At 59.0% G+C, this 24277-nt stretch carries 22 protein-coding genes and 1 pseudogene; 6 read left to right on the top strand and 17 right to left on the bottom strand.

Features of this window, described 5'->3' with window-relative positions; genetic code table 11:
- Window positions 1-1530, top strand: coding sequence for an apoptosis inducing factor family protein (locus LOY55_RS00755; RefSeq protein ID WP_109788067.1), 1530 nt, complete (start codon window positions 1-3; stop codon window positions 1528-1530).
- Between the two features lie 75 nt (window positions 1531-1605).
- On the opposite strand, the gene LOY55_RS00750 is transcribed toward LOY55_RS00755, so the two are convergent.
- From LOY55_RS00750 to LOY55_RS00720, 7 genes are all read right to left on the bottom strand, one after another.
- The gene (locus tag LOY55_RS00750; RefSeq protein ID WP_077430939.1) at window positions 1606-3114 is read right to left on the bottom strand and encodes a YdgA family protein; all 1509 of its coding nucleotides are present in this window, start codon (window positions 3112-3114) and stop codon (window positions 1606-1608) included.
- A 305-nt stretch (window positions 3115-3419) separates the two neighbouring features.
- On the bottom strand, window positions 3420-4055 hold the full coding sequence (locus LOY55_RS00745; RefSeq protein ID WP_109788066.1) for an NADH:ubiquinone oxidoreductase subunit N: 636 nt from the start codon (window positions 4053-4055) through the stop codon (window positions 3420-3422).
- Between the two features lie 82 nt (window positions 4056-4137).
- Window positions 4138-5586 carry an efflux transporter outer membrane subunit gene (locus LOY55_RS00740; RefSeq protein WP_223524862.1) on the bottom strand — a complete coding sequence of 483 codons (1449 nt, stop codon included), beginning with the start codon at window positions 5584-5586 and terminating at the stop codon, window positions 4138-4140.
- Window positions 5583-6470 carry an HlyD family secretion protein gene (locus LOY55_RS00735; protein ID WP_046033222.1) on the bottom strand — a complete coding sequence of 296 codons (888 nt, stop codon included), beginning with the start codon at window positions 6468-6470 and terminating at the stop codon, window positions 5583-5585. The genes LOY55_RS00740 and LOY55_RS00735 overlap by 4 nt, the downstream gene beginning before the upstream one ends.
- Window positions 6467-6676 carry a DUF1656 domain-containing protein gene (locus LOY55_RS00730; RefSeq protein WP_046033221.1) on the bottom strand — a complete coding sequence of 70 codons (210 nt, stop codon included), beginning with the start codon at window positions 6674-6676 and terminating at the stop codon, window positions 6467-6469. The genes LOY55_RS00735 and LOY55_RS00730 overlap by 4 nt, the downstream gene beginning before the upstream one ends.
- Window positions 6673-8745, bottom strand: a complete 2073-nt coding sequence (locus LOY55_RS00725; RefSeq protein ID WP_223524861.1) for an FUSC family protein — start codon at window positions 8743-8745, stop codon at window positions 6673-6675. The genes LOY55_RS00730 and LOY55_RS00725 overlap by 4 nt, the downstream gene beginning before the upstream one ends.
- Window positions 8742-9170, bottom strand: a complete 429-nt coding sequence (locus LOY55_RS00720; protein ID WP_046033219.1) for a MarR family winged helix-turn-helix transcriptional regulator — start codon at window positions 9168-9170, stop codon at window positions 8742-8744. The genes LOY55_RS00725 and LOY55_RS00720 overlap by 4 nt, the downstream gene beginning before the upstream one ends.
- A gap of 198 nt (window positions 9171-9368) precedes the next feature.
- On the opposite strand from LOY55_RS00720, the gene LOY55_RS00715 reads away from it, so the two are divergent.
- Both LOY55_RS00715 and LOY55_RS00710 read left to right on the top strand, forming a co-directional pair.
- Entirely contained in the window at window positions 9369-9647 is a 279-nt protein-coding gene (locus LOY55_RS00715; protein WP_109788063.1) for an antitoxin of toxin-antitoxin stability system, read from the top strand.
- Entirely contained in the window at window positions 9644-9925 is a 282-nt protein-coding gene (locus tag LOY55_RS00710; protein ID WP_046033217.1) for a type II toxin-antitoxin system RelE/ParE family toxin, read from the top strand. The genes LOY55_RS00715 and LOY55_RS00710 overlap by 4 nt, the downstream gene beginning before the upstream one ends.
- Window positions 9926-9929: 4 nt before the next feature.
- Here LOY55_RS00710 and LOY55_RS00705 read toward each other — a convergent pair whose 3' ends face one another.
- Window positions 9930-10175 (bottom strand): DUF2789 domain-containing protein, encoded by a 246-nt coding sequence (locus LOY55_RS00705; RefSeq protein ID WP_046033216.1) that lies wholly within the window; start codon window positions 10173-10175, stop codon window positions 9930-9932.
- Between the two features lie 102 nt (window positions 10176-10277).
- Window positions 10278-10739 carry an aminoacyl-tRNA deacylase gene (locus LOY55_RS00700; protein WP_046033215.1) on the bottom strand — a complete coding sequence of 154 codons (462 nt, stop codon included), beginning with the start codon at window positions 10737-10739 and terminating at the stop codon, window positions 10278-10280.
- A gap of 198 nt (window positions 10740-10937) precedes the next feature.
- Between LOY55_RS00700 and LOY55_RS00695 the strand changes: the two genes are divergently transcribed.
- Entirely contained in the window at window positions 10938-11471 is a 534-nt protein-coding gene (locus tag LOY55_RS00695) for an NfeD family protein (RefSeq protein ID WP_223524860.1), read from the top strand.
- A 2-nt stretch (window positions 11472-11473) separates the two neighbouring features.
- Window positions 11474-12232, top strand: coding sequence for a slipin family protein (locus LOY55_RS00690; protein WP_046033213.1), 759 nt, complete (start codon window positions 11474-11476; stop codon window positions 12230-12232).
- A gap of 15 nt (window positions 12233-12247) precedes the next feature.
- Here the strand turns inward: LOY55_RS00690 and LOY55_RS00685 are convergent, their stop codons facing one another.
- On the bottom strand, window positions 12248-13819 hold the full coding sequence (locus LOY55_RS00685; RefSeq protein WP_258667430.1) for a glycosyltransferase family 39 protein: 1572 nt from the start codon (window positions 13817-13819) through the stop codon (window positions 12248-12250).
- A gap of 462 nt (window positions 13820-14281) precedes the next feature.
- Here LOY55_RS00685 and LOY55_RS00680 point away from each other — a divergent pair, with 462 nt between their 5' ends.
- Complete coding sequence (locus tag LOY55_RS00680; protein WP_223525272.1) at window positions 14282-15700, top strand: IS1182 family transposase; 1419 nt, start codon at window positions 14282-14284, stop codon at window positions 15698-15700.
- 270 nt (window positions 15701-15970) lie between these two features.
- On the opposite strand, the gene LOY55_RS00675 is transcribed toward LOY55_RS00680, so the two are convergent.
- From LOY55_RS00675 to LOY55_RS00645, 7 genes and pseudogenes are all read right to left on the bottom strand, one after another.
- On the bottom strand, window positions 15971-16837 hold the full coding sequence (locus LOY55_RS00675; protein WP_077430941.1) for an ABC transporter permease: 867 nt from the start codon (window positions 16835-16837) through the stop codon (window positions 15971-15973).
- A gap of 20 nt (window positions 16838-16857) precedes the next feature.
- Window positions 16858-17718: an ABC transporter ATP-binding protein gene (locus LOY55_RS00670; protein WP_046033210.1), complete on the bottom strand. Its 861-nt coding sequence runs from the start codon at window positions 17716-17718 to the stop codon at window positions 16858-16860.
- A 5-nt stretch (window positions 17719-17723) separates the two neighbouring features.
- Complete coding sequence (locus tag LOY55_RS00665) at window positions 17724-18749, bottom strand: ABC transporter substrate-binding protein (protein ID WP_109788059.1); 1026 nt, start codon at window positions 18747-18749, stop codon at window positions 17724-17726.
- An 18-nt stretch (window positions 18750-18767) separates the two neighbouring features.
- Complete coding sequence (locus LOY55_RS00660; protein ID WP_223524326.1) at window positions 18768-19670, bottom strand: TauD/TfdA family dioxygenase; 903 nt, start codon at window positions 19668-19670, stop codon at window positions 18768-18770.
- 250 nt (window positions 19671-19920) lie between these two features.
- A complete protein-coding gene (locus LOY55_RS00655; protein ID WP_046033207.1) occupies window positions 19921-21288 on the bottom strand; it encodes an HlyD family type I secretion periplasmic adaptor subunit in 1368 nt (455 codons plus the stop codon).
- Window positions 21278-23434, bottom strand: coding sequence for a type I secretion system permease/ATPase (locus LOY55_RS00650; protein ID WP_077430943.1), 2157 nt, complete (start codon window positions 23432-23434; stop codon window positions 21278-21280). The genes LOY55_RS00655 and LOY55_RS00650 overlap by 11 nt, the downstream gene beginning before the upstream one ends.
- A gap of 192 nt (window positions 23435-23626) precedes the next feature.
- Window positions 23627-23982, bottom strand: a pseudogene (locus LOY55_RS00645) (TolC family protein); the annotation flags it as partial.
- Window positions 23983-24277: the final 295 nt, after the last annotated feature.

Here is a 24277-nt window from a genome sequence, read left to right as displayed (position 1 = left end):
ATGGCACTGCATCGTGTCGCCCGTTTCGCCGATGTGTCTGAAAACCGGGGCCTCGAAGTCCAGATTGAAGACACCAAAATTGTTTTGCTGCGGGTGGGCGATCAATTACGCGCCTATCAGGGTGAGTGCCCGCATGCCGGGGCACCGCTGGCGGAAGGTGCGCTGTGCCACGGACGTTTGATCTGCCCGTGGCACAAAGCGGCGTATCGAATCGAGGACGGTGCGTTGTGCGAGCCGCCGGCTCTGGACAGCCTCAAGCGTTATCCGTTGGAAATACGCGATGGCGACATCTGGGTCGATGACCAGCCGTTTGCCGATGCACACACTCCACCGGCAGACGACGAGCGCACGTTTGTGATCATCGGTGCCGGGGCAGCCGGTACGGCGTGTGCGGCGGCGTTACGCGAAAAGGGCTTCGGTGGCCAAGTGCTGCTGATCGACCGTGAAGCCGACGCCGGATACGACCGCACCGTCCTGAGCAAATTTGTGATTGCCGGGCAGATGCCACTCGAAGAAGTCCCGCCGCTGCGCGATGACGCGTTTTATCGCGAACAGCGGATCGAACGCATGACCGGTGAAGTCGCCAGCCTGGATTCGTCGAATAAAACCGTGCGGCTAACCAATGGTCGATCGCTCAACTATGACGCGGCACTGCTTGCCACCGGCGGCAAGCCCAATCAACTCACGCTGCCTGGCGCCGATTTGCCGCAGGTGTTCGTACTGCGTTCAAAAGATCAGGCAAGCCAGATTCTGCAAGTGGCGAAACCTGGCCAGCGAGTGGTGATCATCGGTGACAGTTTTATTGCGCTGGAGTCCGCCTCAGCCCTGCGGGAGCTCGGGTTGGACGTCACGATCCTGGCCCGGCATGCCATTCCCTTTGCCGCACAATTGGGCGAAGCCGTCGGCAACGCCATTCGCGCCTTGCATGAAAGCAACGGCGTGGTGTTTCACACCGATGGCGAAGCCTTCTATATAGAAGGCACGGACCACGTAGAGGCGGTGTGCCTGGACAACGGTCAACGCTTGCCGGCGGATCTGGTACTGGCCGGCATCGGCGTCAGCCCCGCAACCGAGCCGTTTACCGATTTGCCCAAGGAAAAAGACCGGTCGCTGAAGGTCGACGGCGGCATGCGCGTCACCGACGGGTTGTGGGCGGTAGGTGATATCGCGACGTTCCCGCTCAACGGCCAGCCTCAGCGCATCGAGCATTGGCGTCTGGCCCAGCAACAGGCGCGGATCGCCGCCGCGAATATGCTGGGCGCTGACGAGCATTACCTCGACGTGCCGTATTTCTGGACCTGGCACTTCGGCAAAAACTACGACTACCTCGGCCACGCCGAAGCCTGGGACGAGGTCGAGTTCAAGGGGGATCCGAACCATCCACCCTTTATCGGCTTGTTCGGCAAAAACGGCGTGGTGGCTGCCGCAGTTGCCTGCGATGAAGAACGGGCGATGGCGCTGCTGGCCGAACGCATGAAACAGCCACTGTCGGTGGACGAGGCGTGGCAGTTGATTCGGGACATTGGGTAGCGGGCACACACCCGACAGCAAAACGCCCGAACTGCGGGAGTCGCAGAGGTCGGGCGTTTTATTCAGCCGTGGGATTTATTCCTGGATTTCGGCACCGCCACCGAGCTTGCTCATCACGAAACCGACAAACTCTTCAACGGTCATTTTCTGGCCATTGAATTCCACCTGATTGTTGGCGTAATGCAACTTGCTGACAACGTTGTTGCCGTCCAGTTTGGCGAGCTGCGTGCCGACCGCCATGCTGCTGAACATGTCGGCAGTGGCGGTGGCCTGGTCGGCGATGAGCTTGGCATCGGTCTGACCGTCCAGTTGGCTTTGCACGGTGAGTAAATCGACGAGCATCGGCTTGGACACCTGCACGTTGATATCCAGCAGTGCGATCAACTGTTGGGTCAGTTGATCAGGCGGCAAGTCCATGGACTGCGGTTTGGTCAGGTCAAGCACCAGGTTGGCGCGGCTTTCACCATTGGTCGTGTTGAACGACAGGTTTTCCAGCGCCACTTGCGGGCCAGCAGCCAATAGCTTTTCGAGACCGGTTTTGACTTGCGCCTCCTCGGCCGGAGTCAGGACCAGTTCAGGAGAGGGCAGACCCGCAGCAGCAGCCTCTGCGGCCGCTTTCTCGTAAGGCTGCAGTTTGGTCTGATAGATCTGCATCAGCGACATGGTGGCCGGGATATCGAGGTTCTTCAGGCTCATGGCCATTTGCGCAGAGCCGACGGTCTTGCCGTTCAACGACACTTCACCCACCTTGTAGTCGGCACGTCCCGAAGCGCTGGTGCCCGACTCCTCGGTCTGGTTCTTCATTTCAAATTTCTTGATGCCCAGTACCGATTGCTTGGGGCCGAAAGTAGTTTTGCTGTCCGTCAGCTCAAGGGTGTTCTCGCCGGTGTAGTAGCCGTAGGTGCTTTTAACCAGGTTGCTGGCCAGGGTCAGGCCAGTGAGCTCGACCTTCACCGGGGTTTGATCTTCAGCCACGGTGCTCAGTGTCAGGCTGTCCATGTAGCCGTTGGCCTTGAGCTTTTGGACCTGGGGGCTGGCGTCGACGTCGAGGTTCAAACCGGTGAATTTCAGGTTGGACTTGTCATCCAGCGCAACGTCCAGCGGCTGCAACTGGAGGGTGCCGCTGGTGGAGTTGTCGTAACCGATGTTGACCACGCCGGTGAGCGGCGATTTGTCTTTGGCGGCGGCAAACCACTTTTCGGTGAGCGACGTGCGTTCAAGTTCGTAGTGACTGGTGGCCATGACCGGCAACCACTTCAACGCGACCAGGCGCGAGAACGGCAGCGGACCGTGTTCGATGTGGTCGACAAACTGCAATTCAACCGGGGTTTCACCAAACATCTCGCCTTCGCCTTTAAGGCGGTAGTGCGCGGTACTGCTGAACACGTGGCGCTCAAGCGACACCAGCTCCAGCGATGCCGTGCCATTGGAACCTACCAGCGCGGCCTTCAGCTCTTTGTTAGCGTCGGCGATCGAGGTGTTCAACACGCCTTCGATTTTGCTCCCGGTGAACCAGGCACCCCCCGCGCTGATTGCGCCGATGGCTACGACAATTCCAAGAAGCACGCCTGCTGATTTATTCATGAATGACCCAGTCAATATCCGTTGTTTGAAGGTGTGGTCGTCTTCCCTGAACCCATGACGGGTTGCGGCTCGACTCCGCTAAATAGCTAAATAAAAGTGGAGTGGAGATTAGCACTCGGCGCGACGGGCGGCCCAATGATTAAAGGTTAAAGAGTGTCTATGGACTACTCAGGACGGTTGAGCGTTTCGACGGATATGAAATCGCCATCGCGAGCAGGCTCACGCCTACAAAGGTTATGTGTCGTTCACAGAACCCTTGTAGGCGTGAGCCTGCTCGCGATGGCGTCACTCCCGCCAACAAAAACTCAGGAATACTGCACTTCCATCTCATCCAGCTGATGATCAAAGCTCTTGAGCCGTGCCGTCCACGTATACACCAGCACTTCAAAATCCCGATTGATCACCGCCCCGCCCGTCACTTCGGCGCGCGGGTCGCAAACGTCCAGTTGATAGCGTTCTCGCGCCATGGCAGTGGCGACATCCGAGAGTTCACGGGCATTGTTCAGCCAGTGCCAGTCCTCCTCGGACACCTGTTTATCCAGTGCCAGGCATTGTTTCTTCAAGGTCTCGAGGCTTTTTTCCAACGGTGTGCCGGTGAGCTCGCCCATGACTTCCTGGAAGGTGCGCCCCGGCTGCCAGTAGCTGCCCCAGAAATATTGGTCAAACACCGTTTCGACACGACGCAACGCCACCTTGGTGTCCCAGATCAGCACCAGGGTTTTGCCTTGTTCGAGTTGTCTTTTTTTGATGCGCTGGCCCTGGACTGAAGCCCAGGCCACCACCACGATTGCCATCACGGCAATCAGCGCACTGGCGCTGTCGAGAAACACCAGAGCCTTGTCGATCTGGTGGGCCAGCATGATGCCGTAGAAATAGGTGGCCGACAGCAAAACCAATGCCGCAATAGCGCACCAAAAGCCAGGAGCATAAGGGTTTTTCATTATTAGAGTCCCCATGACCAACGCGAGCCTTGATTGATGAAATCAGAACGTGACTTCATCAAATCAAAGCATAGCAACGGCCTCAGGGTTTGCTGGCGTTCGAACCTTGCGTTCGTCCGCTTTCCCAGCCACCGCCCAGCGCGAGGAACAAATCGATCTGGCTGGCGGCAACCTGGGTGTTGGCCGCGCCCAGTTGCGCCGTGACATCCGTGTAGGTGCGGGTCGCTTGCAAGTCCGCCAGGAACGAAGCGCGGCCGGCCTGGAAGAAACGGTGCGTCTGGTCCGCTGCCAGTCTTGCCGATTGCTCGGCGTCTGCCAGGGCGTCACGACGCTGCAACAATGCGGTGTACTGGACCAGGCTGGTCTGGGTTTCGCGAATGGCGTTGAGCACCACCCCATCGAAATGCGCCAGTGTCGCCTGGGTCACCGCTTCGGCTTCGCGGATGCGTGCCCGGGCGCCGTTGGTCGGCACGTTCCAGGTCAGCGACGGACCAAAGCCCCAACGGTTGGTGGACGGGTCACCGAGATCGTCGAGGATACCGACGGTGCCGATGGTCGCGCCGATGCTGATGTTCGGGTACAGCTCACCCGTGGCGACGCCAATCCCGGCCGTCGCGGTCGCCAGCCGGCGCTCGGCCTGCCGCACATCGGGACGACGCTTGAGCAACGCGGCGCCATCGCCCACCGGAATCAATTGCGCGATTTTCGGCAGCTCGTCGCAGGTGGCGGTGCCGGCCGGCAGTTGATCCACCGGCTTGGCCAGCAACATTGACAGGCGATACAGCCCGGCCTGACGCGAGGCCTCATAGCGCGGCATGTCGGCGCGCAAGGATTTGAACTGGGTTTGCGAACGGGTGACCTGTGTTTCATCACCACGTCCGGCATCGCGCAGACGCTGGATCAGCGTGGTGCTCTGGGCCTGCAGGTCGAGGGAGTGCTGGGCAATCTCGCGCTCTTCATTGGCGGCGCACACCTGGGTGTAGGCCCGGACCACGTCGGCCACCACGGTGATGCGAGCCGTATCGGCAGCGGCCTGCGTCGCATCGGCGTTGGCCTTGGCCGCTTCGATGCCGCGCTGCAACGTGCCGAACAGATCGAACTGGTACGACGCGCTGATGCCGATATCTCCGACGTTGGCCACCGGCACTTTTTCCGGAATCAGGAACGCCTGGCCGGACTCCTGCAATCTCTGGGCGCCCATCTTCACGCCGCCGCTCCAGCCACCCGCCGCTTCTGCCTCATCGACCTGAGCGCGAGACCGCAACAGACTGGCCGCCGCCACGCGCAAATCGGTGTTGGACGCCATGGCCTGCTGCACCAACTGGTCGAGTCGCGGGTCCTTGTACAGGCGCCACCAATCGGCCGGCACCGGTGCGGACACCACCGTTTTACCGTCGACCGCCAAATCACCCTGCAAATCGGGTCGATGGACCGCCGCCTCTTCGGGCAAATGATAATCCGGCCCGACCATCTGACACGCCGACAGCAGCAAGCCTAATCCGGCGACCGCCAAACCCGAGGCCTTGCTCATTGCGCCGGCTCCCGCTTCTGATCGTCGATGATCGATACCGTGGCGGTACGCCCGGCGATCATGCGGAAATCTTCAGGTACATCATCAAAGACAATTCGCACCGGAATCCGCTGTGCCAGGCGCACCCAACTGAACGCCGGGTTGACGTTGGGCAGCAGGTTATTGCCGATGGTGCGGTCGCGGTCTTCGATGCCGGCGACGATGCTTTCCACATGGCCGCGCAGGCGCGCGCTGTCACCGATTACGCGGATGTCGACACTCTGGCCGACGTGAATGCCGTTCAGCTTGGTTTCTTCGAAATAGCCGTCGATGTGGAACGAATTACTGTCTACCACCGACAACACCGGCCGCCCGGCCGTGACGAACTCTTGCGCACGCGGCGCACGGTCGTTGATGTAGCCGTCGACCGGGCTGCGGATGGTCGAGCGGTCCAGGTTCAATTGAGCACTGTCCACCGCCACTTGAGCTTCCATCAACGCAACTTCAGCGCGCGCCACCCGGGACTGGCTTTCTTCCAGCTGTTCGCCAGGCACCAGATTGCCCAGACCACGGTTACGCTTGGCTTCGCGTTGCGCCTGCGCCAGGGTTTCCTGACGGTCGGCGACTGCCGCTTTGGCTTGGCGCAAGGCCAGCTTGAAGCGGTCCTGATCAATGCTGAACAGCACCTGGCCACGTTTTACCCACTGGTTGTCGCGCACATCCACTTGCTGGATCAGCCCGGAGACGTCCGGGGCGATTTGCACGATGTCGGCACGGATATGCCCGTCGCGGGTCCACGGCGCAAACATGTAGTACATCACCATGCGCCAGACCACGACGACGGCGAAGGTCACGATCAACAGGGTCAGCACCACGCGACCCAAGGTCAAAAAAGGTTTTTTCATGTCATCAGGTATCGACTGAGTGAGTCCACGGCGCCGAGCAGCAAAGCGTAGAGAGCCACGTTGAACAATGCCCGGTGCCAGACCAGACGGTAAAAGTGCAAGCGCATCAGCAACCCGTGCACCAGCAGGAACAACACATACGTAATGCCCATCAATACCAGCAGCGTGGGCAAGAACACCCCGCTGATGTCCACATCACCGATCATAAAGGCGCTCCATCGATGCCATGGGGCAGCGGTTCTTCGAGTTCACCCGAGCTTACGAATTCCACACCCGGCAACAACGCCAGACGCAGGCCGCTCAGGGCATGCAGCAAATTCAGACGGGTGTCCTCATCACAATCCACATCCAGCGATCGGCGGGCGCGGTCGAGGGTCATCAGCAACGGGCCCGGTGCCGGCAGACGCTCCCCGGCCTTCAGGCAGGCCTTGAAATACTCGCCGACTTCCGTCACTACCTGATGCAGCAGCGCTCGCGGCACTCCGTCCACTCGCGGTGTGTAAGCCAGCAGATCGAGCACGTTCAGCGCCACACGCACCTCACGCAACGCGATGCCGGTGTCCTGGCCGGTCATGGCCAGACGCGGCAAGTGCTGCATCAAACGATCGAGCACCTGTACGCCCAATTGCCGGTGCTCGGCCAGATTGGCCGGTTCTGTGAGGCTGACGATGTCGCGCCAACTGAACCGGGTCAGCCGCTTGGCCGCCAGCTCCGCACCGAACGGCCGGGCGATCAGGGTCCAGATAAAGGCAAACAACAGCCCGATGGGACCGGCCAGGTTGGAGTTGGCGAAGCTGAGGAAGTCCGCATCGTAGGCGCCCTGAATACTGATAAAGGACGAGGTGTTGACGAGGGTCAGCAGCATGCCCAGGTAAAACTGCGGCTTGACCGTCAGGGTGCCGATGCAGATAAACGGCACGGCAAACGCCAGCACCAACATCGGGAAGTCGTGCAGGTTGGGCAGCACCAGAAACAGGTAAAGGCTGGCCAGCACCACCGACATCGCGGTCCAGAAAAAGAACCGGTAAATCTGCGGCGCCGGGTCATCCATCGAGGCGAAAAAGCTGCACGCCACGGCGGCGAGAATCACTGCCGAGCCGCCGTCGGTCCAGCCGAGCAGAATCCACAACACTGAAGCAACGATGATGGCCAGGACCGTGGATGCCGCCGAGTAGAGCATCAGGCCACGGTCGAGAAACGGCGACAGGCGACCGAGGCGCCAGTGGCGATACACCGCGCGCCAGCTGTCCTGGCTTTCGCACTCGATGGCGTATTGCAGGCTGCGGCAGTCCTGCCACACATCGATCCACTCGCCGAGGCGATACAGTGCGTTGGAGAACAGCAACTGCTTGCGATCATTCAGGGCTTCGGCGGACGGTTGCAGGGCTTCAAGCTGGTCTTTCAGCGATTGCCAGCGGCCGAGATCGGCGTCTTTGTAATTGAGCCATTCGGTGGTGGCGGCCAACAGCGGTGCGAATTTTTCGACCAGCTCCGGCGTGCGCCGCTCAAGGGCATACAGGGCATCGTCGAGGGCGTCGATCACCGGTAACAGGTGAATCATCCGCCCGCGCAGCTCTTTGGTATTACGTACGGTCTGCGCTCGCGCGCCCTCGTGCGGCAGCTGGCCGATCATCAATTCCAGCGTGTTGAAGGTCGTCACCATGGCGGAACGCAGCGCGCTGACTTCGTCTGGCTGCACCGTGCGGCTAAGGAACCGCAAACTGTACGTCGAGGCATCGGCAAACCATTTGCTCACCGCATCGTTGAACACCGGCGCCAGCCGCCGAGGCCAGAACATGGCACCGACCACCGCCGCCACGGCGATGCCAAGAAAGATCTCTTCAGTACGCGCTTCCGCCACGTCCCAAACCCCCAGCGGGTTGTTCACCACCGGCAGGGCGATCAGCGGCAAGGTGTAACCGGCGAGCATCAAGGCGTAGTTGTTGGCGGTACGCAGGTGCAAGGACAGGAACAGCAGGATCCCGGTCCACAGCGCGATGACCACCACCAATACGTAAGGGCTCTGGACGAACATCGGCACGAAAAAAACCGCCGCCGCCGCCCCGAAAAAAGTACCGATCGCGCGGTACAGAGCCTTGGAACTGGTCGGGCCGACAAAGGGGCTGGAAACGATGTAAACCGTGGCCATCGCCCAATAGGGACGCGGCATTTGCATGAGCAGGGCGATGTACAACGCGATCATCGAGGCGGCAAAGGTGCGCACACCGTAGAACCAGTCCCGCGCCGAAGGCATACCGGTGAAAAATCCGCTCAAGGGTTGACCACCGACGGCGCATTGGCCGCTTCAAAGGCTCTCAATACCCGTAGCGTAGCTTCCAGATCGCTTTGGTCGATGCCTTCAAGCACTTCATGGCGCAATCGCACCAGCTCGATTTCGACGGCCTGCACCAATTCACGTCCGGTGTCGGTCAGGCTCAGGCACTTGGCGCGCCGGTCATGGGCATCTTCGGTGCGGCAGACATAACCGCTATGACACAACTGATCGAGCAACCGCACCAGGGACGGGCTCTCCATCCCGGCGGCATGGGCCACCGTCACCTGCCGCACACCCTCGCCCAGACGCCCGATCATCAAGAGCGGAACGGCGCAGGCTTCGGAGATTCCATAGTTGACCAGCGTGGTCTGGCAGATTTTTCGCCAATGCCTGGCGGCCACCACCATGGAGCTGCTGATGTTCATCTGGAGAGCGTCGAGGTTCTTCGGCACGAGGGAAAACACACACTGTTAGTTTGCTAACTATCAATATGGCATTTGGAGGGAAAGGCGGTCAAGTTTTGAAACAAATTGATGGTCATCCGTCGCAGGATGTTGAGCATGAAATCAATTTAGTACTGACGATGTATATACTTCGTCAGTATGTGATTTGAGGACATAGCGATGTCAAAGCAAGCCGTTTTTACGATGAAACTTGAATCTGAACTGCGCGAACAATTTATGGCCGAGGCAGAAGCCTCTCATCGCCCCGCTTCGCAAATCGTCAGAGATATGATGCGCCAGTACGTTCAAACACAACGAGAGTCGCGCGAGTACGAGGCGTTCCTGCAAAGGAAAGTCGACAGCGCGCGTATTTCCATGCAGGCCGGAGAGGGCTTGAGCAACGATGAAGTCGAAGCGCAGTTCGCGGCCAGGCGTGCACAGGCGGCCAAAAAAGGATGAGGATAATCTGGACGCCCGCAGCAGCACAGGATCGTGCAGAGATTTGGGATTACTTGTATGAACTCAATCCGATTGCCGCCATTGACATGGACAACCGCTTGCGCGATGCCATTGCTCGCCTTGCGCAACACCCCGAAAGCGGGCCAGCCGGAATCATTGCAGGTACTCGTGAGTTGATTCCCCACCAGAGCTATCGTGTGGTTTACCAACCAGAATCGGACGCTATCTGGATACTGGCACTGGTCCACACCTCCAGACTGTGGCCACCCAACAGTTAGATCTTCACACCCCCCGCCCCTTCCTCAACAACACATCCAGTTGATCCACCACTTCCGCCCAATCCGCGTCATCCAGAATATCGTCCCGCAAAAACTGCGCCTGGCTCTTGCTCCAGAAAAACGCATCCGCCAGGTGCAATTCGGGCTTGAGCGGTGAGTGGGTGGCGATGAATTTATCAATGCTCTCGGCGTCATCCGCCAGGCCGAGTTGTTTGAACAGATTGGGCAGTGTGTGGATGGGGGATTCCATGTCGGGCTCCTTTAGAAATGAATAGCTCGCTCCCACAGCAATTGCGTGAACCCTGTGGGAGCGAGCTTGCTCGCGATGACGGCAGCATTGACGACACAACACTCAGTCACTCAACTCCCGCACCTCGGCATGCGGCACCATTCTCAGGAATTCCGGCATGTCCATGCGCAGCAGGTTGATGTGGTTGCCGGCTTCCACATAGACGTCTTTCTGCCGGGTCAGCAGCGGGTCGATCACCACGTCCAGCCCATAGGCCTCGCCCAGGGCAGGTATGGCACCGCGTTCACAATCATCAAACAGGTGCGGCAAGTTGCTTTCCCGCGAGACCTGCCATTCGCCGCTGTTGCGGACTTTGCTCAGGTCCAGGTGACGGCTGGCGGGCAGCACCGCCATCAGGTAATGACCGTGGTGGTCGTCGAGGATGACCGACTTGGCCACCCGTTCTGCTGGAATGCCCGCAAGCCGTGCTGTTTCCAGGCTGCTGGCCGAATGGGGGTGGGCGACGATGTCATATTCACATTGAGCCGTTTCAAGGCTTTTCTGCACGGTTCTTGCCATTCGCATGATGCACCTCGGTGTCCGCACCCGTGACGGGCGGACGATGGTTAATGCTTTTCTCCGTAGTGAAAGTCTAGGCCCGCCGGCACAAACCGGGGTGAAATCCGCCCATCGGACGCCGTCCAAAACCGTGCAGAATCCAGATAAGCCGCAGCTCTACTAAACTGTATACAGAGCCACTTCAAGACTCTCGCGGAGGGTCACGTGAATACGCGTTGCTTCGCCGTTGCACTGCTGTTGGCGTTGAGCGGATCGGTGTTCGCCGCCGATACCGTCGTGCTGCTGATGCCAAACCCCATCGGGATCTGGCTGATCACATTCGGCATCGCGTTTCTGATTGCCGAGGCGGCGTTGCCCAATTACGGCGTGATCGGTTTGGGCGGCATCGTCATGTTCGTGATCGGTGCGGTGATTCTGACCAATACCGAGGTGCCTGTACCTTTGATGATCGGCCTGGGACTGGTGAGTGCCCTGTTGCTGATTTTCCTGCTGATCCACGCCCTGAAAACCCGACCGCGCCGCACGGTCAGCGGCGATGCGGGGTTACTGGGCAGTGTGACGCCGATCCTGTCTTTATTGCCCGGCAATGCGTGTAGTGGCTGGGTGCATCTGCAAGGGGAGCGCTGGCAGGTTTCAAGCTCGACTCCGCTACAGCCGGGACAACACGTGCGGGTGGTGGCGCGAAAAGGACTACTGTTGCAAGTGGCCGCGACTGACGCGGCGCCAGCTGGAGAATAGTCATGGGCCTGCAAGTAGGTTTCGCCGCACTACTGCTTCTGGTGATTGCACTGGCGGGGTCAACCTTCCGCATCCTGCGCGAATACGAGCGCGGCGTGGTGTTCCAGCTCGGGCGCTTCTGGCAGGTCAAGGGCCCGGGGTTGATCCTGCTGATCCCGGTGGTCCAGCAAATGGTCCGCGTCGACTTGCGGACTATCGTCCTCGATGTACCGCCGCAAGATGTCATCACCCGCGACAACGTTTCGGTCAAGGTCAACGCGGTGCTGTATTTCCGCGTGCTCGACCCGCAGAAGGCGATCATTCAGGTCGAGGACTTCCTTACGGCCACCAGTCAATTGGCCCAGACCACGTTGCGGGCGGTGCTGGGCAAGCATGAGCTCGACGAGCTGCTGGCCGAGCGCGAACGGTTGAACATCGACATCCAGCAAGTGCTTGACGCCCAGACCGACGCCTGGGGCATCAAGGTCGCCAATGTCGAGATCAAACATGTGGACCTTAATGAATCGATGGTCCGCGCCATCGCTAAACAGGCCGAAGCCGAACGGGAGCGCCGGGCCAAGGTGATCCACGCCGAAGGTGAATTGCAGGCCTCGGAAAAACTCATGCAGGCCGCCGAAATGCTTGGCCGGCAGCCGGGGGCCATGCAGCTGCGTTACATGCAAACGTTGAGTTCGATTGCCGGGGACAAGAGCTCGACCATCGTCTTCCCGCTGCCGATCGAATTGCTCAAGGGGATGGCGGATTTGTCCTCGAAGCCATAAATACTTGCCATCGCTTCAATGCAATACGAACAACTGCGCGTCAGCCCCGCCTGCCCGCGTTTTGTCAACGCTCTGCCAGCCAGCGGGCAACGGCGAGAATTCGCCCGGCACATCGACGGTACTGATCAACCACACGCGATGAGTGCCTTTGGGCAAACTGTCGAGGCGGTCCAGATAAATGTCCTGGGTTACCAGCGTGCCAAAACCATAGGCATTCGGCCGACCCGACTTGCCATTGGCGTGCGGTGGGGTATACAGCAGTGGTTGAGTGGGCGCGCGGTTGTAATAGACGTAGCTGAGGTACCAGAGCATGTCGCTGGTCACGATTCGGTCACCCGCCACAAAGTGCCGGTTTACGTAATCGACCATAACGTTGATCTGATCGTTGGTGTCGACCCTGGTGTTGTTGTTCAAACCCACCAGTTCGATGCCGACAAAAAGCATCAGCACGGTCAACGCCAGCACCCGCAAACCTGAATAGAGGCGATCAATGGCTAACGCGACAATCATCGGCAACCCCAGCATATAAGCCGTCAGGTAGCGTTCGACGAAGACGGGGGTGATGAACGAAACGCCAAACACCAACAGTAACGGCAGCGCCGCGCAGCTCACCAGCAGAACACTGCCGCGAATGACGCTACGGTCCCGCGCCAGCGCCACGCCGGTGATGGCCAGCAGCGCCAGCGGCATCGTGATAAAAATCGGCGTCGGCAGGGTTTCACCGTCGTCCTGGGTCAACATCGACCAGATCATCGACGGCAACGAGCCCAGCGTGACCGGCAACTCCCACCCCACATCGCCATTGGCCTTGAGCTGATCCAGGTGCTGGATCAGATCGATCAGGTTCGGCACCCAAGGCAGGTAAAGCAGCACAATCGCGCCATTGGCCAGCCACCAGCCGGGGCGTTGAATCACACGCAATCGGTATATTGGCAGGACACGAATCAGCCCAAGGTACAGCCAGTGGCACAACACGCACAGGGCGGTGAAATAGTGGGTGTAGAACGCGGCACTCATCAACAGCACGTACGCCACCAGATAGCGCGTGCGCCGGGGATACCTGATCCAGTAGACCAGCGCGATCGTGGCACCGATCAGCCACAGGCCCAGCAGCGAATACATCCGCACTTCCTGGCTGTATCGCACCGCCGTCGGCAGCAGCGCCAGCAGAAAACCGGCCAACAACGCGGCACGCCGGGTGGCGATCAAGTCCATCAACCAGACGCCAAGCCACACCGTAACGATGCCGGGCAGAGCGCTGAGGCAGCGGATTGAGAAGATGCCGTCGCCGAACACTTCGATCCAGCCATGCAGCAAAAGGAAATACAGCGGAGGGTGCACATCATGGGCGGCATGCACCCAAATATCAGCCAGTGAATACTGGCTCAGCAGCAGGCTCGACCCTTCGTCACCCCAAATCGCTGCCGCCGTCAGGTCGTAAAAACGCACCAACGCGGACAACGCCAGGATCGGCAACAGCCAGTGCTCCTGCGCCCAGCGTAACCAGCGCTTTACAACCGCCCACCCGCCGGGCACCGCGTGCGGTTCCTGGGTACCGCCAAGCGATGTTTCTCTGTGCGCTAGCATTCGCTCCCCCTGCAACTGGCTCGAAGTCACCAAGCCTGGTGATTACTTTAAGGCCGCGCAGGTTCGTCGTCGATGCTGGCTTTACGACCAACGCCGTCGCTGAACGTATCTCCCAGAGGGATGAGTGGAGGTTTGGACCGCACGGGTGACGTCAGTGGAGGTTGGTTAGTGGATGGAAATGTGTTGTTTAAAAAAGACAAACTTTTCAAAGTTATTGATTGTTCCCCTATCGAATCGGGTAATCGGTAAGGAATCCCACACAACAGTAGGAGCCCTCATTCAAATGACGTGAATGACGCACTCAATTTAGGGTCAGCCCACTACTCAACCCCGCACGCAGAGATTCAGTTCTCTGGCAGCTGGGGTGAAAAAACCGGCTTCGCAGACTGTGTGAAAACCTAGCAATCTGCGCAAAGCTCAAAGAAAATGCTCCGTATCGAAAGATACGGAGCATTTTTCGTTATGGCTTACATCCAAGGTGAGTCCCGTAGCCAGACCAGTCTGTTCCCGGTCTCGCTGGAAGAACTGATCCCCGAGGATCATCTCGTTCGGGTTATTGACCTGTACGTCGCCAAGCTGGATCTGGTGCAACTGGGCTTTGATAAAGCGCTGCCCAAAAGCACAGGTCGTCCTTCTTATGATCCTGCCGATCAGCTCAAGCTCTACCTCTATGGCTATTTTCAGCGGATTCGCTCATCGCGGCGTCTCGAAGCCGAGTGCCAGCGCAACATCGAAGTGATGTGGCTGATCAACCGGCTTAAGCCCGACTTCAAGACCATCGCCGACTTTCGCAAAAACAACAAATCCGCCTTTGTGGCGACGTGCGGTGCCTTCGTCCGGTTTTGCCGCATGGCCGGTCTGATCGCAGGAGACTTGGTGGCCATCGACGGCAGCAAGTTTCAGGCAGTCGCTTCCTCGCGGCGCCATATGAACCTCAAGCAACTCAAGCGTCAGGAAGAAAAACTGGATAAGCGCATCGCTCAGTATCTGGCCGAACTGGATGAGGCTGACAGGCTCGATGCGGGAGAGGTGATTGATCGCGGCGCGATCAAAACAGCACTGGTGCAGCTTAAAGTTCGCCAGCAGGACAATCAGAGCTGCCAAGCGCTGATGAACTCGATGGGCCTGGAGCAGTTCAACACCCACGAAAGCGATGCCCGAATGATGCGCACGCCCAAGGGGCCGCGTGTGTCCTATAACGTGCAGAGCGCCGTGGATGCCAAGCATTGCCTGATTCTGCATCATGAGGTTACCCAGGATGGCGACGACCGCAAGCAACTCGAACCAATGGCTAAAGCCGCCAAAGAACAGCTGGAACAAGATGCCCTGACCGTGACTGCCGATGCCGGCTACTCCAACGGCCAGCAGTTTCAGGCCTGCGAGGAGGCTGCGATTACCGTTTATGTGCCGCCCAACCGCTCGGTCAATCCTGGTGGTGAGGACTTTTTTGAGCGCAAAGACTTTATCTACGAAGCCGAACACGATCGTTATCAGTGCCCGGCAGGCAAGTGGTTAACGCTCAAACAGCGCCACAAGGGCGATCGGATCTATCAGGCAGATGTCAGCGACTGCGCCGCCTGCCCGCTCAAATCCCAATGCACTGGCGCTCAGCGCCGCTACGTCTCACGCCACGCCCATGAAGAAGCCTTTGAGCGAATGGAGCAACGAATGCTGGCCCATCCGCAGATGATGGCCAACCGAAGATCCATTGTTGAGCACCCCTTCGGCAACCTGAAGCAATGGCTGTTTGGCAATGCTCGCTTCCTGTTGCGTCAACTGGAGGGCGCGAGAGCGGAAATGGCCTTGGCAGTGAGTGCCTACAACCTAAAACGCGCAATTAGTGTGCTCGGGGCCCGCCAATTGATGGCGTTAATGGGCTGAAAGGCTTTTTTCGCCTGTCGCCCGCACCAAAACAAACGCCCCGAACAAGTCGGGGCGTTTGTTGGGCCGGCCTTCAGCGCGTTTTCACACAGTCTGTTCGGCCGGTTTTTTCGTTTCTGAGGATTGGAATTGTGCGTACTGCGTTATTCGTCGACGGTAACAACGTCCAGCGATTCCCCGGTCGAGTTCTCGACAAACTGCTCCTGAGTCGCCAGCAATGCGCCCTGCACGGTCATCTGAATGAAAAAGGAAAACCAGACACCGAAAAACTTAACGCTGCATCCCCCACCGCTTCACCGTCACCCGCTCCAACGTGTCGAACACCAGGTTCTCCACCAGCAACCCGATCAGGATCACCACCGCCAACCCGGCAAAGACCTTGTCGGTGTACAGCTCATTGCGGTTCTGAAAGATGTACCAGCCCAACCCACCCTTGCCGCTGGTGGCGCCAAACACCAGTTCTGCGGCGATCAACGTGCGCCATGCAAACGCCCAGCCGATTTTCAACCCGGCGAGAATCGATGGCAGCGCGGCCGGAATCAGGATGAACAGCACGAAGCGCATGCCCTTGAGGCCGTAATTGCGTCCGGCCATGCGCAAGGTTTCCGAGACACCGAGAAACCCGGCATAGGTGTTCAGGGCCAAGGCCCACAGCACCGAATGCACCAGCACGAAAATCAGACTGTTCTGCCCCAGACCGAACCACAGCAACGCCAACGGCAACAACGCAATCGCCGGCAGCGGGTTGAACATCGAGGTCAATGTACTGAGCAGGTCGCGACCGAACTGGGTCGATACCGCGAGGGTGGTCAGCGCGAACGCCAGGACGATGCCGATCAGGTACCCCTTGAGCAACACCACCAACGAAATCCAGACTTTGCCCAGCAGTTCACCACTGAGCAAGCCGTCGTACAGCGCACTAGCGGTTTGCACAAAACTCGGCAGCAACAGGTCGTTGCCTTGAACCCGGGCGACCACTTCCCACAGCACCGCCAACAACACAAGAATCAGGCTTTTACGAATCCAGCCCTGCTGCCACAGGCGTTGACCGAGCGGTAATTCACGCTCCAGCGGTACGCTTGTCAGCGGCTGTAAAACGGTTTCAAACTCTTCACGCGCAGATGATAAATGGCTCATCGGGCAGTCCTCTCAATGGCTCAATAAGCGATGCGAATGTCGGCGAAATCCAGCTCGCGTGCGGTTTCCGGCGACTGGCCTTCATCGAACAACAACCGATGAATGCGCCGCGCCGATTCCTGGAAAGCCACGCCGCCAAGGCTGTGCAAATCGTATTGATGGCTGTGGACTTCCGCCCGCACGCGCCCAGGGTGTGGCGACAGCAGCAGAATGCGATTGCCCACCACCAGCGCTTCTTCGATGGAGTGGGTGACGAACAGCAACGTGAAGCGCACCTCCTCCCAGAGCAGCAGCAATTCTTCCTGCATCTTGCGGCGAGTCAGTGCATCGAGAGCGGCGAAGGGTTCGTCCATCAGCAGGATTTTCGGTTGCATCGCCAGCGCCCGGGCAATCGCCACGCGTGCTTTCATGCCGCCGGACAACGTGTGCGGATAGGCATCGGCAAACGCCGCCAGACCGACCTTATCGAGGTAGTGCAGCGCCCGTTCTTCAGCCTCTTTGCGCTTCAGGGTTTTCGACGCCAGCAGCGGAAACATCACGTTCTGTTTGACGGTTTTCCACGGAGGCAGTTGATCGAATTCCTGGAACACCACGATCCGGTCCGGCCCCGGTGCGCTGACGGTCTGGCCTTGCAGGCGAATCTCGCCTTCACAGGGCTCAATGAACCCGGCGACCGCTTTGAGCAACGTCGATTTGCCGCAGCCGGAAGGGCCAAGCAATACGAAGCGGTCCGCCGGGTCGATTTCAAAACTGACTTGATGGGTCGCCCGAACCACACGCTGCGGCGTGCGGTATTCGAGGCTGACGTTGTCGACCGACAGCAGCGCCTGGGCTGCCGTGGCCGGATTGCTGACCGTGTGGCCTTGCAAAGGGGCGTTCATTTCGATCAGCTCCCTTGCAGTGGCTTGGTGTCCTGGAAGAAGTAGTCCTTCCACGAATCCGGTTTGTTTTTGATCGCGCCGACGCGGTAGAGGAATTCCGCCAACGGATAGGTATTTTTCGGTGTGACGCTGAATTCGAACTGTGGGTTGTCGATGATTTTCAGCAGCGCAGCGCGGTCGATTTTCGCGTTGGTGACCCGGATATAAGTGTCGGCGGCCGCGCCTTTATCGTTCTGCGCAAATTCAGCCGCTTCAGACAGCGCGGCAATGAAGGCCTTGTAGGTTTTCGGGTTCTCGTCTCGGAATTTCTCGGTGGCGAACAGCACCGTCGGCGAGTTCGGGCCGAGCACGTCATAGGAGTTCAACACCACGTGGACGTTGGGATTGGCCAGCTCCTGATCCTGGAACGGCGGGTTGGAGAAGTGCCCGGACAATTCGGTGCCGCCGGCGACCAGCGCGGCCGTGGCATCCGGGTGCGGAACGGCGATAGTGTACTTGTCGAGGCGATTGAATTCCTTGTCGCCCCACTGCTTGGCAGCTGCGTATTGCAGGAACCGCGATTGCACCGACACCCCCACCGCAGGCACCGCAATGCGGTCCTTTTCGGTGAAATCGGCGATGGTTTTGACCTTGGGATTGTTGCTCACCAGGTAGTAAGGGAAGTTGCCGAGGGAGGCCACAGCCTTGACGTTCTGCTTGCCGTGGGTGCGGTCCCAGATGGTCAACAGCGGGCCGACGCCCGCGCCAGCGATATCAATCGAGCCGGAGAGCAGCGCATCGTTGACCGCCGCGCCGCCGGACAGTTGAGTCCAGTCGACCTTGATGTCGATGCCTTCCTGCTTGCCGTACTTCTCGATCAGGTTCTGATCGCGCACCACGTTGAGCAACAGGTAGACGATGCCGAACTGCTCGGCGATGCGGATTTCACCTTCGGCGTGAGCTGCGGTGGGCGCCACCAGGCTACCGGCGATCAGGCTGAACCCCAGGCCAATGGCCGCCGCCAGTGGTGCAAATGGAAGACGTTTGGACATGATCAAATCTCCGACAAATCAGAAAGGCGCGTCGCCCTGGATGGTGGTGCGATACAGCTTGCGGCGCAGATGGTTTGGGCATCCGGCGGCAAGGTGAATCAGCGAGCGGTTGTCCCAAAACACCAGGTCGTGGGGCTGCCACTGATGGCGGTAGATGTTTTGCGGCAACACGCTGTGGGCGTAGAGTTCGTCGAGCAGTTGCTGGCTCTCGTCATCCGGCAAACCGACGATGCGGGTGGTGAACCCTTCGCTGACAAATAACGCCTTGCGGCCGTTTTCCGGATGGGTGCGCACAATCGGGTGAACCACTTCGGCGACCTGAGCCAGTTGCTCGGGCGTCAATGTCGGGCGCCAGTTGCCTTCGAACTTGGTTTCGCTGTAGCGCGCCGTGTAGGAGTGCGCCGCCGAGCGGCCTTCAACCGCATTGCGCAAGGCTTGCGGCAGGTTGTCCCAGGCGTTGTGCATATCGGCGAACAAGGTGTCGCCGCCCTCGGACGGCAGCTCCTGGGCGTGCAGCATCGAACCCAGGCTGGGCAGTTCTTTGTAGGAAAGGTCGGAGTGCCAGAACTTGCCAGCGTCGCCGAGACCGATGGATTGGCCGTTTTCGATGATGTTGGAAACGATGAGGATTTCCGGATGCCCGGCCAGCAGGAATTGTTTGAGCACGTGAATCTGCAACACACCAAAACGACGACTGAAGGCGATTTGCTGCTCGGGGGTAATGCGCTGTTCGCGGAACACCACGACGTGATGATCCAGGTGCGCGCGGTGGATGCGGGCGAAGTCCTGGTCATTGATCGGGCGAGACAGGTCGAGACCGATAATTTCGGCACCGACAGCGCCACTGAACGGGCGGATGTCGAAGGTTTGTGGCGCGATGCCTTGAGCGGCATGCCCTGAAGAGAAAGAGACGGCTGACATAAAAATCACTCCCACGCACGGCACGCTCAAGGGCGCGCACGTCGATCAAGAAACTCACGGAGGTCCCGTGTTGGTTCGTGTCGTGCGGCGCGCCGATTGGTCGGCAGGTACGCAGGAGATTGACTTTATAGATATAAGAATTGAAATTTAAATACCGTTAGCGAATAACGATATGGCTTTTGAGGTGTGTTGTCCTTGGCGCCGCCATCGCGAGCAAGCTCGCGATGAGGCCGGCAGCCACAACCGGGAACTACCGCTCGTGCAGCGCCTCAGCCCGCGCCCGAATGATCGGCTTGAGCAAATAGCTGAGCACCGACTTCTTGCCGGTGATGATATCCACCGACGCCACCATCCCTGGAATGATCAGCAGCGGCTTTTCATCTGTCCCCAAGTGGCTGCGATCGGTGCGCAGCTTGATGATGTAGTACGTGGTTTTCTTGTCTTCATCGGTGATGGTGTCAGCACCGATCTGTTCGAGCTTGGCTTTGAGCCCACCATAAATGGTGTAGTCGTACGCCGTGAACTTCACCGTCGCCTCTTGCCCCGGGTGCAGGAAGGCGATGTCTTGCGGGCGGATTTTTGCCTCGACCAGCAAGGTGTCGTCCAGCGGCACGATTTCCACCAGGTCGCTGCCCGGCTGGATCACGCCGCCAATGGTATTCACCAGCAACTTGTTGACGATGCCGCGCACCGGCGACGTCACCAGCGTCCGGCTGACCCGGTCTTCCAGCGCTTTGCCGGTGGCCTGGGCCTTGTTCAGATCGGTGCGCGCTTCGTTGAGTTGGGTCAGGGCTTCACTGCGGAATTTGCCGCGCGTCTCGTCGATCTTGCGCTGCACTTCCTTGATCGCCGATTCGGCGCGAGGAATGGCCAGCGTCGTGGCGTCCAGTTGCCCGCGGGTTTCGACTTCGGCGCGCTTGAGTCGCAACACCTCGACCGGCGACACCGCGCCCTGGGCCACCAGCGGCTCGGACATGCTGATTTCCTGACGTTGCAACGCCAGACCATTTCGGTACTGCGACTGCTTGGAGGTGAACTCGCGCAGCTCTTGCTGACGCTGGATCAACTGCTCCTGCAAACCACCGATTTCATCGTGCAGTTGCTGGCGACGGCTGGTGTACAGCGACTCTTCACTGGCGGCCTGACCGGGTACGGCTTTGAGCACATCGGCCGGAAAATTCAGCGGTCGGTCGTCGACTTCCGCGCTCAATCGCTCCACCCGCAGCAACATCGACAAGCGATCCGCTTCGGTTTCACCGACATTGGAGGCAAAGCGCGTGTCGTCCAGGCGAAGAAGCGGCGCACCCGCCTCAACGATCTGCCCTTCCTTGACGAACAGTTCGGAGACGATACCGCCTTCAAGGTTCTGGATTTTCTGGATCTTGGACGAAGGAATCGCCTTGCCGTCGCCCTTGGTGACCTCATCGATCACGGCGTAATTGGCCCAGAGCATCAGGAACACGAAGAAGGCGATGATCGCCCAGATCGTCAGCCGCACCACACGCGGCGCGTCTTCGATCAGGGCTTTTTTAACCTCGGGCAATGGCTGCTCATGCAGCGACTCGGAGCCTTTGAAGTAACGACCGATAGAATCCTTGAAACCCGTCTTAAGCAACACTGATCTGCCCCTTCTTCAACGCTTCCATCACGGCGGCTTTCGGGCCATCGGCGAGAATCTGTCCACGGTCGATAACGATCAGGCGGTCCACCAACGACAACAGTGACGCCCGGTGCGTGACCAGCACCACGGTCTTGCTTTCAATCACCGCCGCGAGGCGTTGTTTGAGGCGTTCTTCGCCGGTGTTATCCATGGCGCTAGTGGGTTCGTCGAGCAGCAGCACCGGCGGGTCGAGCAGCAATGCGCGGGCCAGCGCAACGTTCTGGCGCTGACCGCCGGACAGGTTCTGCCCACGCTCACCGACTTGCAGTTCATAGCCTTGCGGGTGCAGGCGAGCGAACTCATGCACGCCTGCCAGTTCGGCGGCTTGCAGGACCAATTCGTCTTCGACATAACGTGCGCCCGACACCAGGTTGTCGCGCAAGGTGCCTGCCAGCAATTGGATGTCCTGGGCCACGTAGCCGATGTTGTGGCGCAATTCGCTCACGTCGATCTGCCGGATATCGACGCCATCCACCAACAGCGCGCCGTCGTCCGGCTGATACAGCCCAACCACCAGTTTGGCCAGAGAGCTTTTGCCCGAACCGCTGCGCCCGATGATGCCAATCTTCTCGCCCGGTTTGATGGTCAGGTTGATGTTTTTCAGCGCCAGGTTCTGCTGGCCCGGGTAGGTGAAATTCAACTGCCGGCACTCGATGGCACCTTGCAGTGTCTTGCGGCTCAGTGGGCGCTCTTCGAAGTTGCGCTCTTGCGGCAGCTCCATCATTTGATCGACCGAGGTCATGGTCACTCGCGCCTGCTGGTAACGGGTCAGCAGGCCGGACAACGAAGCCAGCGGGCTGAGGGCGCGACCGCTGAGCATGTAGCAGGCAATCAGGCCGCCCATGCTCAGGTTGCCGGCGATGATCTGGTACACGCCGAAGACGATCATGATCACCCCGGCCAGTTGCTGGATCAGCAAGGTGATGTTCATCGCCAGGCCGGAGAGCATTTTCACCCGCAGTTCGAGGCGACTGAGGGTGCCGATGGTCTGCTCCCACTGATACTGGCGTTCGCTTTCGGCGTTGTTGACCTTCACCGCGTCAAGGCCGGCAAGGGTTTCGATCAGGCTCGATTGCCGCTCGGCGCCCAGGGCCATGGTTCGTTCCATGGTCGCCACCAGCGGTTTCTGCAGGGCATAACCGATCAACAAGGCAATCGGGAATGCCAGCACCGGAATCCACACCAGGTGCCCGCCGAGAATGGCAATGACCATGAAGATCAGCAGCGTAAACGGCAGATCGATCAGGCTGGTCAGTGTCAACGAGGCGAGGAAGTCGCGCAGGCTCTGAAACTCATGGATGTTCTGGGCGAAGCTGCCGACCCGGGCCGGTCGGTATTTCATGGCCATACCGACGATGCGTTCGAACAACGTGGCGGAGATGATCAGGTCGGTTTTTTTACCGGCCAGGTCCAGGCACAAGCTGCGCAAGCTTTTGAGGATCAGGTCGAACAAATAAGCGCCAGTGATGCCGATGGCCAAGACCCACAGGGTCGATTCGGCCTGGTTCGGTACAACGCGGTCGTAGACGTTCATCACGAACAGCGGCGCGGCCATGGCGATGATGTTGATCAGGAAACTCGCGGCGATGGCGTCGGCGTACAGCCAGCGCGAGCGCTTGAGGGTGTCGCGAAACCACGAGCGCGCGCGCGGGATCAGCGTGCCGTGATTGACGTCGAATTTATGCTGGGGTTGGGCGAAAAACACTTTGCCGGTGTAGTCGTCGGCCAGCAATTGGCGGCTGACAACACTTTCGCCACCATCGCTTTCGCTGAGCAACACGCGAGCCTGATCGTCACCCTGCCAGCCGAGGAGAACGGCGCTGCGACCCTCCTTGAGTAACAGCAACGCCGGCATCGCGATCGCCGGGATCTGCTCAAGCTTGCGTTGCAACACCCGCCCTTGCAGGCCGGCGCGCGCGGCTGCGCGGGGCAGCAATTCGACGCTCAGGCGTTGCTTGGGCAACGGCAGGCCGGTGGTCAACATCGCGGCGCTGGCCGGCTTCTGATGCAGAGTGCAGAGGGCTAGCAAGCCATCCAGTAACGGATCGTCATGCAGCGTGCGTGGATCATGGATGAGTTCGACTCGACTGACTTCTGATTCCACGCTCGACACTCTTGGCTAACGGTAAAAAGGGAGGACTCAATTCATCCCGGGGAGCTGAACCTGCGGCTTCACGTTGTTCCGCACAATGGCGGCCAACAGTGCGACCACTCCCTGGCCCTTGAGCAACTTGCCCATGGTCGCCTTGATTCGGTATTGAGTAAATAAATGAATGTTTTTGATCTCCGCGGATTATTGACGCCCCACTTCACTGGACGTCGAAAAGCCGTCGAAAACCTTTTGTGACAAACGCAAATTCGACTCGCTACGGTTCAGTGTCTCCCAACGACTATTATTTGAAGCCTCTCGCGTAGTGACGTTGTCACTGTCGTCACGAACATAACCGCCCAGCAGGTCAACCCGTGGAAGGTATCCCCCTTTAACCGCCTTTAACTGATAATCCGCGGCTAATCGACTATTAACACCTGCCTGGATTTCCGAATGGACATCCAGCGCCTGTTGCATGGTCTGCGCAATGGCTGTGCCTCAACAAACGTGGCGGCTAGAGCGAAGGGTAAAGCCTTGAACAGTTGCAGACGGACGGTTCGAATTCCCGCAATTACTTGTCGTGAATCACCTCACAACGCACGGCCGCGGCGGATGATGGCATCTGGCGCGACCGTATGTCGGAAAGTTTAAAGTTCGAACTGGATCACACTCGGCAGGACAACTCCGCAGGCAAATATCAATGTGACATTACGGGGTCGAGTGTTTAGGATGACAACTGCAAGGTCAATAGTTTGGCATATAGTTAATAGCGAAAAAACATAGACGGTTTATTGACGAATAGCCGCGTCAAAGTTGCGTCTACCCTGTTTCAATGTACGCCAGGACCGGTCAGGCAAA

The sequence above is a fragment of the Pseudomonas sp. B21-040 genome (genome assembly GCF_024748695.1).
GTDB lineage: Bacteria > Pseudomonadota > Gammaproteobacteria > Pseudomonadales > Pseudomonadaceae > Aquipseudomonas.
This window is presented reverse-complemented; position numbering and strand designations above follow the sequence as displayed.

Bases quoted from the DNA above. Each gene is read 5' to 3' on its own strand.
- LOY55_RS00745 (WP_109788066.1), bottom strand. From the start codon at position 4,055: ATGAAAAACCCTTATGCTCCTGGCTTTTGGTGCGCTATTGCGGCATTG.
- LOY55_RS00665 (WP_109788059.1), bottom strand. From the start codon at position 18,749: ATGTCCAAACGTCTTCCATTTGCACCACTGGCGGCGGCCATTGGCCTG.
- LOY55_RS00670 (WP_046033210.1), bottom strand. From the start codon at position 17,718: ATGAACGCCCCTTTGCAAGGCCACACGGTCAGCAATCCGGCCACGGCA.
- LOY55_RS00685 (WP_258667430.1), bottom strand. From the start codon at position 13,819: ATGCTAGCGCACAGAGAAACATCGCTTGGCGGTACCCAGGAACCGCAC.
- LOY55_RS00750 (WP_077430939.1), bottom strand. From the start codon at position 3,114: ATGAATAAATCAGCAGGCGTGCTTCTTGGAATTGTCGTAGCCATCGGC.
- LOY55_RS00740 (WP_223524862.1), bottom strand. From the start codon at position 5,586: ATGAGCAAGGCCTCGGGTTTGGCGGTCGCCGGATTAGGCTTGCTGCTG.
- LOY55_RS00730 (WP_046033221.1), bottom strand. From the start codon at position 6,676: ATGATCGGTGATGTGGACATCAGCGGGGTGTTCTTGCCCACGCTGCTG.
- LOY55_RS00705 (WP_046033216.1), bottom strand. From the start codon at position 10,175: ATGGAATCCCCCATCCACACACTGCCCAATCTGTTCAAACAACTCGGC.
- LOY55_RS00720 (WP_046033219.1), bottom strand. From the start codon at position 9,170: ATGAACATCAGCAGCTCCATGGTGGTGGCCGCCAGGCATTGGCGAAAA.
- LOY55_RS00715 (WP_109788063.1), top strand. From the start codon at position 9,369: ATGTCAAAGCAAGCCGTTTTTACGATGAAACTTGAATCTGAACTGCGC.
- LOY55_RS00735 (WP_046033222.1), bottom strand. From the start codon at position 6,470: ATGAAAAAACCTTTTTTGACCTTGGGTCGCGTGGTGCTGACCCTGTTG.
- LOY55_RS00690 (WP_046033213.1), top strand. From the start codon at position 11,474: ATGGGCCTGCAAGTAGGTTTCGCCGCACTACTGCTTCTGGTGATTGCA.
- LOY55_RS00660 (WP_223524326.1), bottom strand. From the start codon at position 19,670: ATGTCAGCCGTCTCTTTCTCTTCAGGGCATGCCGCTCAAGGCATCGCG.
- LOY55_RS00710 (WP_046033217.1), top strand. From the start codon at position 9,644: ATGAGGATAATCTGGACGCCCGCAGCAGCACAGGATCGTGCAGAGATT.
- LOY55_RS00755 (WP_109788067.1), top strand. From the start codon at position 1: ATGGCACTGCATCGTGTCGCCCGTTTCGCCGATGTGTCTGAAAACCGG.
- LOY55_RS00675 (WP_077430941.1), bottom strand. From the start codon at position 16,837: ATGAGCCATTTATCATCTGCGCGTGAAGAGTTTGAAACCGTTTTACAG.
- LOY55_RS00700 (WP_046033215.1), bottom strand. From the start codon at position 10,739: ATGCGAATGGCAAGAACCGTGCAGAAAAGCCTTGAAACGGCTCAATGT.
- LOY55_RS00680 (WP_223525272.1), top strand. From the start codon at position 14,282: ATGGCTTACATCCAAGGTGAGTCCCGTAGCCAGACCAGTCTGTTCCCG.